15 protein-coding genes are annotated in these 14,356 nt (G+C 58.5%); 12 read left to right on the forward strand and 3 right to left on the reverse strand.

All coding sequences use genetic code 11. The features are described 5' to 3' along the window. Nucleotides 1-44 precede the first annotated feature (44 nt). Nucleotides 45-812, forward strand: coding sequence for a class II glutamine amidotransferase (locus tag L2I46_RS24995; RefSeq protein WP_004204630.1), 768 nt, complete (start codon nt 45-47; stop codon nt 810-812). On the opposite strand, the gene dpaA is transcribed toward L2I46_RS24995, so the two are convergent. Further along, the gene (gene dpaA, locus L2I46_RS25000) at nt 783-1,523 is read right to left on the reverse strand and encodes a peptidoglycan meso-diaminopimelic acid protein amidase (RefSeq protein ID WP_085551924.1); all 741 of its coding nucleotides are present in this window, start codon (nt 1,521-1,523) and stop codon (nt 783-785) included. The two genes, L2I46_RS24995 and dpaA, sit on opposite strands and share 30 nt — an antisense overlap. Before the next feature lie 411 nt (nt 1,524-1,934). On the opposite strand from dpaA, the gene L2I46_RS25005 reads away from it, so the two are divergent. Genes L2I46_RS25005 through nqrM form a run of 7 tightly spaced genes read left to right on the forward strand, consistent with a single transcriptional unit; the run spans nt 1,935 to nt 7,995 of the window. After that, nucleotides 1,935-3,278, forward strand: a complete 1,344-nt coding sequence (locus L2I46_RS25005) for a Na(+)-translocating NADH-quinone reductase subunit A (protein ID WP_049013284.1) — start codon at nt 1,935-1,937, stop codon at nt 3,276-3,278. A gap of 3 nt (nt 3,279-3,281) precedes the next feature. After that, on the forward strand, nt 3,282-4,520 hold the full coding sequence (locus tag L2I46_RS25010; protein WP_102002138.1) for an NADH:ubiquinone reductase (Na(+)-transporting) subunit B: 1,239 nt from the start codon (nt 3,282-3,284) through the stop codon (nt 4,518-4,520). Then, nucleotides 4,513-5,307 carry a Na(+)-translocating NADH-quinone reductase subunit C gene (locus tag L2I46_RS25015; protein ID WP_060591684.1) on the forward strand — a complete coding sequence of 265 codons (795 nt, stop codon included), beginning with the start codon at nt 4,513-4,515 and terminating at the stop codon, nt 5,305-5,307. Before L2I46_RS25010 ends, L2I46_RS25015 begins: the two co-directional genes overlap by 8 nt. Next, nucleotides 5,300-5,938: an NADH:ubiquinone reductase (Na(+)-transporting) subunit D gene (locus L2I46_RS25020; RefSeq protein ID WP_023288507.1), complete on the forward strand. Its 639-nt coding sequence runs from the start codon at nt 5,300-5,302 to the stop codon at nt 5,936-5,938. The genes L2I46_RS25015 and L2I46_RS25020 overlap by 8 nt, the downstream gene beginning before the upstream one ends. A gap of 6 nt (nt 5,939-5,944) precedes the next feature. Further along, nucleotides 5,945-6,541, forward strand: a complete 597-nt coding sequence (gene nqrE, locus L2I46_RS25025) for an NADH:ubiquinone reductase (Na(+)-transporting) subunit E (RefSeq protein ID WP_004177335.1) — start codon at nt 5,945-5,947, stop codon at nt 6,539-6,541. 12 nt (nt 6,542-6,553) lie between these two features. Continuing rightward, nucleotides 6,554-7,777, forward strand: coding sequence for an NADH:ubiquinone reductase (Na(+)-transporting) subunit F (nqrF, locus tag L2I46_RS25030; protein WP_004204637.1), 1,224 nt, complete (start codon nt 6,554-6,556; stop codon nt 7,775-7,777). A 2-nt stretch (nt 7,778-7,779) separates the two neighbouring features. Beyond that, nucleotides 7,780-7,995 carry a (Na+)-NQR maturation NqrM gene (gene nqrM, locus L2I46_RS25035; RefSeq protein WP_004204638.1) on the forward strand — a complete coding sequence of 72 codons (216 nt, stop codon included), beginning with the start codon at nt 7,780-7,782 and terminating at the stop codon, nt 7,993-7,995. A 262-nt stretch (nt 7,996-8,257) separates the two neighbouring features. On the opposite strand, the gene L2I46_RS25040 is transcribed toward nqrM, so the two are convergent. Further along, nucleotides 8,258-9,118, reverse strand: coding sequence for a glycerophosphodiester phosphodiesterase family protein (locus L2I46_RS25040; RefSeq protein WP_032453039.1), 861 nt, complete (start codon nt 9,116-9,118; stop codon nt 8,258-8,260). 159 nt (nt 9,119-9,277) lie between these two features. Here L2I46_RS25040 and dinB point away from each other — a divergent pair, with 159 nt between their 5' ends. Both dinB and L2I46_RS25050 read left to right on the forward strand, forming a co-directional pair. After that, entirely contained in the window at nt 9,278-10,333 is a 1,056-nt protein-coding gene (dinB, locus tag L2I46_RS25045; RefSeq protein ID WP_085551921.1) for a DNA polymerase IV, read from the forward strand. A 2-nt stretch (nt 10,334-10,335) separates the two neighbouring features. Continuing rightward, on the forward strand, nt 10,336-10,782 hold the full coding sequence (locus L2I46_RS25050) for a GNAT family N-acetyltransferase (RefSeq protein WP_048296768.1): 447 nt from the start codon (nt 10,336-10,338) through the stop codon (nt 10,780-10,782). Between the two features lie 45 nt (nt 10,783-10,827). Here L2I46_RS25050 and pepD read toward each other — a convergent pair whose 3' ends face one another. After that, complete coding sequence (pepD, locus tag L2I46_RS25055; protein ID WP_139620631.1) at nt 10,828-12,285, reverse strand: cytosol nonspecific dipeptidase; 1,458 nt, start codon at nt 12,283-12,285, stop codon at nt 10,828-10,830. A gap of 257 nt (nt 12,286-12,542) precedes the next feature. Here pepD and gpt point away from each other — a divergent pair, with 257 nt between their 5' ends. Beyond that, the gene (gene gpt, locus L2I46_RS25060; protein ID WP_002889733.1) at nt 12,543-13,001 is read left to right on the forward strand and encodes a xanthine phosphoribosyltransferase; all 459 of its coding nucleotides are present in this window, start codon (nt 12,543-12,545) and stop codon (nt 12,999-13,001) included. Nucleotides 13,002-13,106: 105 nt separating this feature from the next. Next, nucleotides 13,107-14,351 carry an esterase FrsA gene (frsA, locus tag L2I46_RS25065; protein WP_023288512.1) on the forward strand — a complete coding sequence of 415 codons (1,245 nt, stop codon included), beginning with the start codon at nt 13,107-13,109 and terminating at the stop codon, nt 14,349-14,351. Nucleotides 14,352-14,356: the final 5 nt, after the last annotated feature.

Consider the following 14,356-nt stretch of genomic DNA (forward strand, 5'->3'; position numbering starts at 1 on the left):
GCCTCGCTTCGGCGCCGTCGTGATTTGTGATGGTGAGGTGATCTATGTGCGAACTGCTCGGGATGAGCGCCAATGTGCCAACAGATATCTGTTTTAGCTTTACCGGGCTGGTACAGCGCGGAGGCGGGACGGGGCCGCATAAAGACGGCTGGGGCATCACCTTCTATGAAGGCAAAGGCTGTCGCACATTCAAAGATCCGCAGCCGAGCTTTCAGTCGCCGATCGCGAAACTGGTCCAGGATTATCCCATTAAGTCCTGTTCCGTCGTCGCGCATATCCGCCAGGCCAATCGCGGGATGGTGGCCCTGGAGAATACGCATCCGTTCACCCGCGAACTGTGGGGGCGTAACTGGACCTACGCGCACAACGGGCAGCTCAAAGGCTATAAGTCGCTGAAAACCGGCAATTTCCACCCGGTCGGTGAAACCGACAGTGAAAAGGCCTTCTGCTGGCTGCTGCACCGCTTAACCGAGCGCTACCCGCGTACGCCGGGCAATATGCTGGGAGTATTTAAGTATATCGCCACCCTGGCGGGGGAACTGCGTGAGAAAGGGGTGTTCAACATGCTGCTGTCGGACGGACGCTATGTGATGGCGTTCTGCTCGACCAACCTGCACTGGATCACCCGGCGGGCGCCGTTCGGCGTGGCAAAACTGCTGGACCAGGATGTGGAGATCGACTTTCAACGCGAGACCACACCCAACGATGTGGTCACGGTTATCGCCACGCAGCCGCTGACGGCCAATGAGACCTGGCATAAGATCATGCCAGGCGAGTGGGCGTTATTTTGTCTCGGGGAGCGTATAGTTTGAGGCCAGCTGCGGCTGGACAACCTCGTGGCTGAGCGGCTTGCTCACCACATAGCGGCCGTCGGTCACTGATACGACCGGCGGTTTGTGGGTTTGCTGGAAATAATCATAGCCAGGCTTCAGCTGTTTCCAGAAATCCGCATAGTAGGAGTATTTGTGGCGTTCCATATTGACGTTGGTCATGCGGAACGGATAGATACTCACCTGCACGCTTGGCTGACCGAAGACTAAGGCGCCGGTCACGAACTGGAAGATCTCATCGATCCCGCTGTCGGTCATAGCGTAGCAGCCGACAGAGACGCAGTCGCCGTGGATCATCAGGTATTTCCCTTCATAACCATGGGCGCGATCGTAGGCGTTCGGGAAGCCGATATTGATCGCTTTATAGAAGCGGCTGTCGGGTTTGAGCTGGCTGCGGGTGACGTTATAGAACCCTTCCGGGCTCTTGAAATCGCCCTGGCGCTGTTTCGGGCCCAGGCCTCCGGAGTAGTTGCAGATCCGATAGCTGTCGAGGAGCTGGTAGGTCTCACCCATTTTGACGTAAAGGTCGAGCATGCGCTCTTCTTTAAAGATCTCAATGTAAACCGGTGAACCCATTAATTGCTGCTTATATTCTTTGCTAACCGGCGTCGTCGGGCTGTTGCTGCTGAGCAGCCCGGCAAATGACATGCACGGCAGCAGAAGCATCGCAATAAATAATGCGATTTTGCGCATACTGCTTGTTCCTTGATAAAACAAAATAGCCACATTGCCAGGACGGCAAGAGAGACCCGAAATCAGAGTTTTCTGGATTTAGAGCGCTCACATTAGCATCACGGCATTTTTTCGCAAGGGCGACGTGGCGGCGTTTACAATTCCGCCTCACTTTATACCCTGCCAGCGACGAAAACACAGTGAGAACTTTGCGCAATAGCTCGCATTTTAGAAGCACTTATTGCCTCTCGCGCTACAGCCGACGCTCACGAAATGTTACACTTGCGCCGGTTCATCACCAGAGTAAGAAAGGATGCTTCTCTTCCGTCCTGAGCGCATCTGGCGCCGTTTTGCCCTTTCTTCTCTGCCATTCTGTCAATAAGCTGGCCCCGGCCTGCGTCGGGGTTGAGGTTACGGATACCTGCTAACGATATGATTAAAATCACAAAAGGGCTGGATTTGCCCATAGCTGGCATGCCATTACAGCAGATTTCTCCCGCGCCAGCGGTGAAGCGCGTCGCGCTACTCGGCGAAGAGTACGTCGGCATGCGTCCCGCCATGGCGGTCAAAGAAGGCGATCGGGTCAAAAAAGGTCAGATCCTGTTCGAAGATAAAAAGAACCCCGGCGTCTGCTTTACCGCCCCGGCGAGCGGGGTCGTCAGCGCGATCCACCGCGGTGAACGGCGCGTGTTGCAGTCGGTGGTGATTGATATCGAGGGCAATGACGCGGTGGCGTTTACGCGTTACGCCGCGGACGCGCTGGCTGAACTGCCGCGCGACACCGTGCAGCAGCAGCTGCTGGCGTCGGGCCAGTGGACCGCGCTGCGCACACGGCCATTCAGTAAAACGCCGCTCCCGGGCAGCGTGCCGGCCGCCATCTTTGTCAACGCCATGGATACCAATCCGCTGGCGGCGGAGCCGCAGCCGATTATTCTGGCCGAACGGGCCGCTTTCGACGCTGGCCTTACCGTGCTTACGCGTCTGACCGACGGGAAAGTCCATGTCTGCCAGCCCAGCGGCGGCAAGCTCGGCGGTCATCCTGTCGGCCAGGTCAGTTTTAACCAGTTCAGCGGGCCGCACCCGGCGGGGCTGCCGGGAACGCATATTCATTTCCTCGAGCCGGTGAGCCTGAATAAGCAGGTCTGGCACCTCAATTATCAGGACGCGATCGCCATTGGTAAGCTTTTCCTCGACGGGGAGCTCTACTGCGAACGGGTGATCGCGCTCGGCGGCCCGCAGGTGATATCGCCGCGACTGGTCAAGACGACGCTGGGCGCCAGCCTGGACGATCTGCTGGCAGGCGAGTTGCAGGAGGGGGAAAACCGGGTCATTTCCGGCTCGGTGCTCAGCGGCACCCGCGCCCATGGCCCTCACGCCTTCCTCGGGCGCTTCCATCTGCAGGTGAGCGTGGTTAAAGAAGGGCGGGAAAAAGAGCTCTTCGGCTGGGTGATGCCGGGCAAAGAGAAATTCTCGATTACCCGCACCACGCTGGGCCATTTCTTCAGGCGCAAGCGCTTTCATTTCTCTACCGATACCCACGGCGGCGAGCGGGCGATGGTGCCGATCGGCAACTACGAGCGGGTGATGCCGCTGGATATCCTGCCGACCGTACTGCTGCGCGATCTGCTGGCCGGGGATACCGACAGCGCTCAGGCGCTGGGCTGTCTGGAGCTGGATGAAGAAGATCTGGCGCTGTGCACCTACGTCTGCCCCGGTAAGTATGAATATGGCCCTGCGCTGCGCAGCGTATTAACCCGGATTGAGCAGGAAGGATAAGAGATGGGCTTAAAGCATCTGATTGAAAAAATTGAGCCGCATTTCACGCACGGCGGCAAGCTGGAAAAATATTACCCGCTGTATGAAGCGGCGGCGACCATCTTCTATACACCAGGCCAGGTCACCCGCGGCGCGGCGCACGTGCGCGACGCCATCGACCTCAAGCGGTTGATGATCCTCGTGTGGTTTGCCGTCTTTCCGGCGATGTTCTGGGGGATGTATAACGTCGGGCTGCAGACCATACCGGCGCTGCATAAGCTTTACGACGCCGAACAATTGCAGCAGGCGATCGCCAACAACTGGCACTATAGCGTCGCCCAGTGGTTAGGGGTGAGCTTCAGCGCCGACGCCGGCTGGCTGAGCATGATGACCCTGGGGGCGGTCTTTTTCCTGCCGATCTATATCACCGTCTTTATCGTCGGCGGCTTCTGGGAAGTGCTGTTCGCTATCGTGCGCAAGCATGAAATCAACGAAGGCTTCTTTGTCACCTCGATTCTGTTCGCGCTGATCGTCCCGCCCACGCTGCCGCTGTGGCAGGCGGCGCTGGGGATCTCCTTCGGGGTGGTGATCGCTAAAGAGATTTTCGGCGGTACCGGGCGCAACTTCCTCAACCCGGCGCTGGCGGGGCGCGCGTTCCTGTTCTTCGCCTATCCGGCGCAAATCTCCGGCGACCTGGTGTGGACGGCGGCGGACGGTTTTTCCGGCGCTACGCCGCTCTCCCAGTGGGCCAGCGGCGGCGGTGAAGCGCTGGTTAACGTCGCTACCGGCATCCCGGTGAGCTGGATGGACGCCTTCCTCGGCAATATTCCGGGCTCGATTGGCGAAGTCTCCACGCTAATGATCCTGATCGGCGGCGCGATCATCCTCTTTGGCCGCGTCGCGTCCTGGCGCATCGTCGCCGGGGTGATGATCGGCATGGTCGCCACCGCTACCCTGTTTAACGTTATCGGCTCCGACACCAACCCGATGTTCGCTATGCCATGGTACTGGCATCTGGTACTCGGCGGCTTCGCCTTCGGCATGATGTTTATGGCGACGGACCCGGTATCCGCCTCGTTTACCGATAAAGGAAAATGGAGTTACGGCGTGCTGATCGGCGTGATGTGCGTGCTGATCCGCGTGGTGAACCCGGCTTATCCGGAAGGGATGATGCTGGCGATCCTCTTCGCCAACCTCTTCGCACCGCTGTTCGATTACCTGGTGGTGCAGGCCAATATTAAGCGGAGGAAGTCGCGTGGCTGAGAAGAAAAGTAACGATAGCATCGGCAAAACGCTGCTGGTGGTGCTGGTGCTTTGTCTGGTCTGCTCCATCGTGGTAGCGGGCTCGGCCGTGGGGCTGAAATCCCGCCAGCAGGCGCAGCGGGCGTTGGATAAGCAGCGTAATATCCTGGCGGTGTCCGGCCTGATGCAGCCCGGCATGGATGCTGATGCGGTCGCCGACACCTTCGCGGCGCGCATTTCGCCGCGACTGGTGAATCTGGCGACCGGCGAGCTGCTGGAGAAAGACCCGGCAAAATTCAATCAGGCCCAGGCGCTGAAGGATCCGCAGCAGAGTATGGCGCTGGATGCCAGCCAGGATCCGGCGGGGATTAAACGCCGCAGCAATCTGGCGGAAATCTACCTGGTGCGCGACGCGCAGCAGAAGATTGAGCAGGTGGTGTTGCCCATTTATGGCAATGGCCTGTGGTCGATGATGTACGCCTTCGTGGCGCTGGACATCGATGGCCGCACGGTGAAAGGCATTACCTACTATGACCAGGGGGAGACCCCGGGGCTGGGCGGCGAAGTGGAGAACCCGAACTGGCGCCAGCAGTTTGTCGGCAAGCAGGTGCTGGATGACAACGGCATGCCGGCGCTGAGAGTGGTCAAAGGCGGCGCGCGCGCTGGTGACCTGCATGCGGTTGATGGCTTATCGGGCGCCACGCTGACGTCAAATGGCGTACAGCACAGCTTTGATTTCTGGATGGGTGAACTGGGCTTTGGTCCGTTCCTGAAAAAGGTGCGTGAAGGAGGGCTGAACAATGGCTGAACAGAGCGAGATGAAAGAGGTGAAGCGCGTGCTGGTGGGGCCGCTCATCGCCAATAACCCCATCGCCCTGCAGGTGCTGGGCGTCTGCTCCGCGTTGGCGGTCACCACTAAGCTGGAAACCGCCTTCGTGATGACCATTGCGGTGACCCTGGTGACGGCGTTCTCCAGCATGTTTATCTCGATGATCCGCCACCACATTCCCAACAGCGTGCGCATCATCGTGCAGATGGCGATCATCGCCTCGCTGGTTATCGTGGTGGATCAGCTACTGCGGGCTTTCGCCTATGAGACTTCCAAGCAGCTGTCGGTATTCGTCGGGCTTATCATCACCAACTGCATCGTGATGGGGCGCGCTGAAGCTTACGCCATGAAGTCGCCGCCGCTGGCCAGCTTTATGGACGGTATCGGCAACGGTCTCGGCTACGGCGCGATCCTGATTATCGTCGGCTTCCTGCGCGAGCTTATCGGCAGCGGCAAGCTGTTCGGTATCACGGTGCTGGAGACGGTGCAGAACGGCGGCTGGTATCAGCCGAACGGCCTGTTCCTGCTGGCGCCGAGCGCGTTCTTCATTATCGGTTTACTGATTTGGGCCCTGCGTAGCTGGAAGCCTGAACAGCAGGAAAAGGAGTAATCGATGATGGCTCATTACATTAGCCTGTTTGTCCGCGCGGTGTTTGTTGAGAACATGGCGCTGGCCTTTTTCCTCGGGATGTGTACCTTCCTCGCAGTGTCGAAAAAGGTCTCCACCGCCTTCGGCCTCGGCGTTGCGGTGACGGTGGTGCTGGGTCTTGCCGTACCGATCAACAACCTGGTGTATAACCTGGTGCTGCGCGATGGCGCGCTGGTGGAGGGGGTAGACCTCAGCTTCCTGAACTTCATCACCTTTATCGGGGTGATCGCCGCGCTGGTGCAGATCCTCGAGATGATCCTCGATAAGTACTTCCCGGCGCTATACAACGCGCTGGGGATCTTCCTGCCGCTGATTGCGGTTAACTGCGCGATTTTCGGCGGTGTGTCGTTCATGGTGCAGCGTGATTACAACTTCCCGGAATCCATCGTTTACGGCTTCGGCTCCGGCATCGGCTGGATGCTGGCGATCGTGGCGATGGCGGGGATCCGCGAAAAGATGAAGTACGCCAACGTGCCTGCCGGTTTGCGCGGGTTAGGGATCACCTTTATCACTACCGGGTTGATGGCGCTGGGCTTTATGTCCTTCTCCGGCGTGCAGCTATAAGGGCGAATAAGTATGGAAATTATTCTTGGCGTCGTGATGTTCACGCTGATTGTGCTGGTGCTGTCGGGGCTTATCCTGGCAGCGCGCTCAAAGCTGGTGAACGCGGGCGACGTGGTTATTGAGATCAATAACGAAGCGGATAAGCAGATCCGTACCCCGGCGGGGGATAAGCTGCTGAACACGCTGTCCAGCAACGGGATTTTTGTCTCCTCCGCCTGCGGCGGCGGCGGCTCCTGCGGCCAGTGTCGGGTGACTATCAAAGAGGGTGGCGGCGATATCCTGCCGACCGAGCTTTCGCATATTACCAAACGCGAAGCCAAAGCCGGCTGCCGTCTGGCCTGCCAGGTCGCGGTGAAGCAAAACATGAAGATTGAGCTACCGGAAGAAATCTTCGGCGTCAAAAAATGGGAATGCGAAGTTATCTCCAATGATAACAAAGCCACTTTCATTAAAGAGCTCAAGCTGCGGATCCCCGAGGGGGAGGTGGTGCCGTTCCGCGCCGGGGGCTATATTCAGATCGAATGCCCACCGCATAAAGTGGCCTATGCTGACTTCGATGTCCCGGATGAATACCGCTCGGACTGGGACAAGTTCAACCTGTTCCGCTACGTCTCTGAGGTGAAAGAGCCGACCCTGCGCGCCTACTCGATGGCTAACTATCCGGAAGAGAAGGGCATCATTATGCTCAACGTGCGCATTGCGACGCCGCCGCCGAAGGTGCCGGATGCCCCGCCGGGGATCATGTCGTCCTATATCTGGTCGCTGAAGCCGGGCGATAAGGTGACGATTTCGGGGCCGTTCGGCGAGTTCTTTGCCAAAGAGACCGACGCCGAGATGGTGTTTATCGGCGGCGGCGCCGGGATGGCGCCGATGCGTTCGCATATTTTCGACCAGCTCAAGCGCCTGCACAGCACACGCAAAATCAGCTTCTGGTACGGAGCGCGCTCGCTGCGCGAGATGTTCTACGATGATGAGTTTGAACAGCTGGCGCGGGATAACCCGAACTTTACCTTCCACGTTGCGCTCTCCGATCCGCTGCCGGAAGATAACTGGACGGGCCATACCGGCTTTATCCATAACGTTCTGTACGAGAACTATCTGCGCGATCATCCGGCGCCGGAAGACTGCGAGTTCTACATGTGCGGGCCGCCGGTAATGAATGCCGCGGTGATTAAGATGCTGAAGGATCTGGGCGTCGAGGACGAGAATATTCTGCTCGACGACTTTGGAGGCTGACGATGCTGACGGTGTTTGTCGCAACCTTTGTGATTTTTGCGCTGGTGATCCTCGGGATGTCGCTGGGCTACCTGGTGAAGCGCAAGAGCATTCAGGGCAGCTGCGGCGGGATCTCCTCGCTGGGACTGGAGAAAGTCTGCGACTGTCCTGAGCCTTGCGACGCGCGTAAGAAACGTCTCGCCCGCGAGGCGCAGCGCCAGCAGCGGCGCATTTTGTAATCTGTGAGGTTTCCGGGCAGATTACGCTCCCGATATTTCTTTTGCGTGATGCCACTCATGGCGCAGGGAGCGCACCGGGGGCGGCCAGTCGCCGCCACCCCCGGGCTCCGGCCAGCACCGACAGTTTCAACTGCCCCAGGCCCGGCGGTGAGTTAACAGCCAGTCCTGGAAGGGTAGGCCGGGTAAGGCGTAGCCGCCACCCGGCAACAACATGCCAGCAACGTGAGGCCGCTTTCGCGGCCTTTTTTAGCCATTGACTCCCTTACTGCCAGCTTTTCGCCTGCGCCGGGGAATCGACCATCACGCCGTCAGCGCCCAGCTCTTTCGCCGTGCGGTAATCTTCCGCACTGTTGATGCCGAAGAAGATAATGTGCGCTTTACCCTGCGAGCGGAAGCAATCCATCGCCTCTTTATCCCAGGTGAGCGTCGCCGGGGAGACCCCTTCCCCAAGGGTGAATTTCTCCACCACCTCTACCTTGCGCTTCAGCTCCAGCCCATACCACTGCTCGCCTTCGCGCTGGCTGGCAGGCTGGCACTGATGGCTGAGCGAAATGCTGGCAAGTCTGGTGCGGGTTTCGCTGCGGGTGACGAAGCGGGGAATAGCCGGCGGCAGCGCGGCGATATAGCGGTCTTCGGTGGAATAGACCCGCACGCGATCGAGGCTGTGCGTAGCTTTTAACACCGCAAGCAGGCGCTCGCCCATCACGGTCGGGTCGGCATCCGGAGATTTAATGTCGATGTAGAAGAACGTGTGCGGCCATTGCTGCAAAACGGCTTGCAGCGTGGGAATGGTGGCCTGCCTGCCGCGCCAGGGGTGGCTGTCATCACCCCATTTCCAGCCGGCATCGACTTTCGCCAGCTCGGCGGCGGTCAAACTGGAAACGTTGCCCTCGCTATTGGTCAATGCGGAAAGATCGCTTGACCGGTAGAGCACCGGCACGCCGTCGTGGCTTAACTGCACCGTGACCCAGATGGCCTCGGCGTTATTCTCCAGCGCCAGCTTAATGGCCGGCAGGGTATTTTCTGGCGCATCGCCGGTGCCGCCGCGATGGGCAATCAGCTGCGGGGCGGCCCAGGCGCCGGCGGAGGCCAGCAGGCAAAGTGCGGTAAGTATTTTCTTCATGATTATATCTTCCAGATTTATCGGTTAACTTTATGAAAATAAACATAATTTATTGCAGTTTTATGTTTTAGCCGCTTTTCTGGGCGATGAAATAAAAAAAGCATAAAATTCGCAGCGAGTTTTGCTATGCTGTATGGGTATACAGTGTTGAGTCTGACGATGCGTAAAATTATCCATGTCGATATGGACTGTTTCTTTGCGGCGGTGGAGATGCGCGACAACCCGGCGTTGCGCGATATACCTCTCGCGATAGGCGGCAGTCGGGTACAGCGTGGCGTGATTAGTACCGCGAACTATCCTGCGCGTAAGTTTGGCGTGCGTAGCGCCATGCCGACGGCGACGGCGCTCAAGCTGTGCCCGCATCTCACGCTGCTTCCCGGCCGCTTTGATGCCTACAAAGAAGCCTCGAACCATATCCGCGAAATTTTCTCCCGCTATACCTCGCGCATTGAGCCGCTGTCGCTGGATGAAGCCTATCTTGACGTCAGCGACAGCGTGCATTGTCACGGGTCGGCCACCCTGATCGCCCACGAGATCCGCGAAACCATCGAACGGGAGCTGCGCCTCACCGCCTCGGCGGGGGTAGCGCCGGTAAAGTTTCTTGCCAAAATCGCCTCCGACATGAATAAACCCAACGGCCAGTTCGTTATCGCTCCCCATCAGGTGGCTGAGTTTGTACGGGCGCTGCCGCTGGCGAAAATACCCGGCGTCGGGAAGGTATCGGCGGCGAAGCTGGAAAATATGGGCCTGCGTACCTGCGGCGATGTGCAGAACAGCGATCTGGCCATGCTGCTTAAGCGCTTCGGTAAATTCGGCCGTATTTTGTGGGAGCGCAGCCACGGGATTGATGAGCGGGAAATCCATAACGACCGGCAGCGCAAGTCAGTGGGGGTAGAGCGGACATTAGCGGAAGATATCCATGAATGGTCAGAGTGCGAAGCGATTATCGAAAATCTCTATCCCGAACTGGAGCGCCGGCTGGCGAAGGTCAAACCGGACCTGCTGATCGCCCGTCAGGGTATTAAACTGAAATTCAATGACTTCCAGCTGACCACCCAGGAGCACGTCTGGCCGCAGCTGAACAAAGCGGATCTGATTGCCACCGCGCACAAGGCCTGGGATGAGCGCCGCGGCGGACGTGGCGTGCGCCTGGTTGGGCTCCACGTGACGCTGCTCGATCCGCAGCTGGAAAGGCAGCTTTTATTAGGGATTTAACCATGCACATTCGTCCTTACCGCGACAACGATTTACCACTGCTCTGTCGGATATTCCTGCGCGCGGTGCGGGAAACGGCCTGCCGGGACTATACTCCGGCGCAGATTGCGGCCTGGGCGCAGGTGGATGAGACACGCTGGCGGCAAAAGCTGGCTGATGCAAACGGGCTGGTGGCGGAGATAGAGAATCAACCGGTTGGCTTTATCACCGCCATCGGGACGCATATCGATTTGCTCTTTGTCTCGCCGGATCACGGCCGGCAGGGTATCGGCGGCGCGCTTATCGAGGCGCTCTGCGCTCAGTATCCTGCGCAAATCCTGACGGTGGACGCCAGCATTACCGCGAGACCCTGTTTTACGGCCCATGGCTTTAAGGTGGTGGCTGAGCAGCGGGTGGCGGCGCGCGGGGAGTGGTTTATTAACTACCGGATGGAAAGCGCGGGACGCTAAGGTGAGGGGGAGAAACCGGCGGCGGGCTGCCGCCGGTGGTGGTGCTTATTTAGCCGGAATGGCTTTCAGCAGCTCGGTCAGCAGCGTCCAGTACTGGCCGACGCTCTCGATATGGACCTGCTCATCCGGGGAATGCGGACCGGTAATGGTTGGCCCGATGGAGACCATGTCCATTTCCGGATACGGTTTTTTGAACAGGCCGCATTCTAGGCCGGCGTGGATGATCTGGATGTTCGGCGTCTTGTTGAACAGACGCTGGTAAGTCTCGCGCACCAGGTGCATCACCGGCGAGTTGGCGTCCGGCTGCCAGCCAGGGTAAGCGCCTTTGGCTTCGGTTTTCGCCCCCGCCAGTTTACCCAGAGAATCCAGCATGCTGACCACGTAGTCTTTGCCGCTGTCGATCAGCGAGCGGATCAGGCAGTGGATCTGCACGTTGTCATCGGTCATGGTGACGACGCCGACGTTCAGCGAGGTTTCTACTACGCCTTTCGCCACGTCAGAGTTGCGGATAACCCCGTTCGGCGTGGCATTCAGCAGGCGGATGAAACCGTCGCGGGAGGCCTGAGTCAGCGCCGCTTTGTCGTTCTCTACCGCTTCCAGGAGCACCACCAGGTTCTTCTCTTTGGCCGCCAGCTCGTTTTGCAGCAGCGCCTGGTAAGTATTCACCAGCGCTTTCAGCGCATCGGCTTTATCCGCGGCGACGGCGACAGTAGCGTACGCTTCACGCGGGATGGCGTTGCGCAACGTACCGCCGTTGAAATCGACCAGACGCAGATCCAGCTCATCGGCGTGGCCGGCAAGGAAGCGCGACAGCAGCTTGTTGGCGTTACCCAGACCGAGATGGATGTCACCGCCGGAGTGGCCGCCCTTCAGCCCTTTTAAGGTGACTTTAAAGCTCTGGAAACCGGCCGGAATCGCTTCGCGGGTCAGCGCCAGGTTAGAGGTGAAATCGATCCCGCCGGCGCAACCCATATAGATTTCGCCTTCTTCTTCGGAGTCGGTGTTGATCAGGATATCGGCCTGCAGCCAGTTGGCCTGCAGACCGAAGGCACCGTCCATACCGGCTTCTTCGGTCATGGTCAGCAGCACTTCCAGCGGGCCGTGAGCGACGCTGTCGTCGGCCAGTACCGCCAGTGCGGACGCCATCCCGATACCGTTGTCTGCGCCCAGCGTGGTGCCGCGCGCTTTCACCCATTCGCCGTCAATGTACGGCTGGATCGGATCTTTGGCGAAGTCGTGGACGGTGTCGTTATTTTTCTGCGGCACCATATCGAGGTGCGCCTGCAGCGCTACCGGCTTACGGTTTTCCATACCGGCAGTCGCGCCTTTACGAATCAGAATGTTGCCAACCTGGTCGCGTTCCGCGTGTAAGCCTTTTTCTTTTGCCCAACCCATAATGTGCTCGGCGAGCTGTTCTTCGTGATAGGACGGGTGCGGGATGGAGCAAATCTTGGCGAAAATATCCCAAAGCGGCTGCGGGGATAGTTGAGACAGTTCAGACACGGTAAGTCTCCTTACAGACTCCTGCATACAGCGGTTGCAGGACGAGGGTTAGCGTTAAAATACACAACAAGCCCGGGCTTGCGCGATGGGGGTGAGAATACCACTTTCCACCGCCGCAGGTAGTGTAAACAACGCAAAAAGCGTTGCGCAAACCGCTTAACACTGGTTTTTAGTGCGTCAGATCTCTATAATCTCGCGCAACCATTTTCCCCCTCGAACATTATTTAAGCCGTATTACACAGGCTGGGACACTTCACATGAGCGAAAAATACGTCGTCACCTGGGACATGTTGCAGATTCACGCCCGCAAACTGGCCAGCCGTCTGCTGCCGGTTGAGCAATGGAAAGGCATTATTGCCGTTAGCCGCGGTGGACTGGTACCGGGGGCGTTACTGGCGCGTGAACTGGGCATTCGTCATGTTGATACCGTATGCATCTCCAGCTACGACCATGATAACCAGCGCGAGCTGAAAGTGCTGAAACGTGCGGAAGGCGATGGCGAAGGCTTTATCGTTATCGACGATCTGGTGGATACCGGCGGGACCGCCGTGGCGATCCGCGAAATGTATCCCAAAGCGCACTTTGTCACCATTTTCGCCAAGCCGGCAGGCCGTCCGCTGGTGGATGATTACGTGGTTGATATTCCGCAGGATACCTGGATTGAACAGCCGTGGGATATGGGCGTGGTGTTTGTACCGCCTATCGCAGGTCGTTAATTCTTCAGGACAGTGCTATTTACCACGCCCGGCTTGCCGGGCGTGGTTTTTTTTATCCTATAGCAGGTTACAATATCCGGAGTGGCACTACGACGGAGACTGCACATGTCACAGGCTAACCTCAGCGAAACGCTGTTTAAACCTCGCTTCAAACATCCCGAAACCTCTACGCTGGTGCGCCGGTTTTCTGCCGGAAAACCCCAGGCGATGCAGTCAGCGCTGAGCGGCAATCACGTCGAACACTGGTACCGTCTGATCAATCGCTTAATGTGGATCTGGCGCGGCGTAACCCCGCAGGAGATCCTTGATGTGCAAGCGCGCATTGTGATGAGCGAGGCCGAACGAACGGATCCCGAGCTGTTCGATACCGTCATCGGCTATCGCGGCGGCAACTGGATCTTTGAGTGGGCGAAAGAGGCGATGCAGTGGCAGCAAAAGGCCGGGCAGGAAGCCGATCCTTTGCTGAGCGGCCGCCACTGGCTGCATGCTTCGAACCTGTACAGCATTGCCGCTTATCCGCATATTAAAGGCGATGAGCTGGCGGAACAGGCGCAGGCTTTAGCCAACCGGGCGTATGAAGAGGCCGCCCAGCGGCTGCCTGGCGCCCTGCGCGAGCTGGAGTTCACCATCCCTGGCGGTTCGCCGATCACCGGCTTTTTGCATATGCCGAAAGGCGAGGGGCCGTTTCCGACGGTGCTGATGTGCGGGGGGCTGGACTCGCTGCAGACGGATTATTACAACCTGTATGAGAACTACTTCTCACCGCTCGGCATTGCCATGCTGACCATTGATATGCCCTCCATCGGCTTCTCGTCAAAATGGACGCTGAATCAGGACACCAGCCTGCTGCATCAGCACGCGCTGCGCCATCTGGAAAATGTGCCATGGATTGACCATACCCGGGTCGCCGCCTTCGGCTTCCGTTTTGGCGCCAATATTGCGGTGCGTCTCGGTTACCTGGAGCCGCAGCGGCTGAAGGCCGTAGCCTGTCTGGGTCCGGTGGTCCACGGTCTGCTGGTGGATCCTCTGCATCAGGGGCGCGTGCCGGAGATGTACCTCGACGTGCTGGCCTCGCGGCTGGGCATGCATGACGCGTCCGATGAAGCGCTGCGCGTGGAGCTCAACCGCTACTCGTTAAAAACCCAGGGACTGCTGGGACGCCGTTGCCCGACGCCGATGCTCTCCGGCTTCTGGAAGGACGATCCGTTCAGCCCCGAAGAGGAGTCGCGGTTAATCACCTCGTCATCTGCCGATGGCAAACTGCTGGAGATCCCGTTTAACCCGGTGTATCGCAATTTTGATCACGCATTGCGACAGATCGCCCGCTGGATCAACCATAGATTTGGTTAATTTAT

It is taken from the genome of Klebsiella sp. 2019SCSN059 (assembly GCF_021739525.1).
GTDB classification, from domain to species: domain Bacteria; phylum Pseudomonadota; class Gammaproteobacteria; order Enterobacterales; family Enterobacteriaceae; genus Klebsiella; species Klebsiella quasipneumoniae.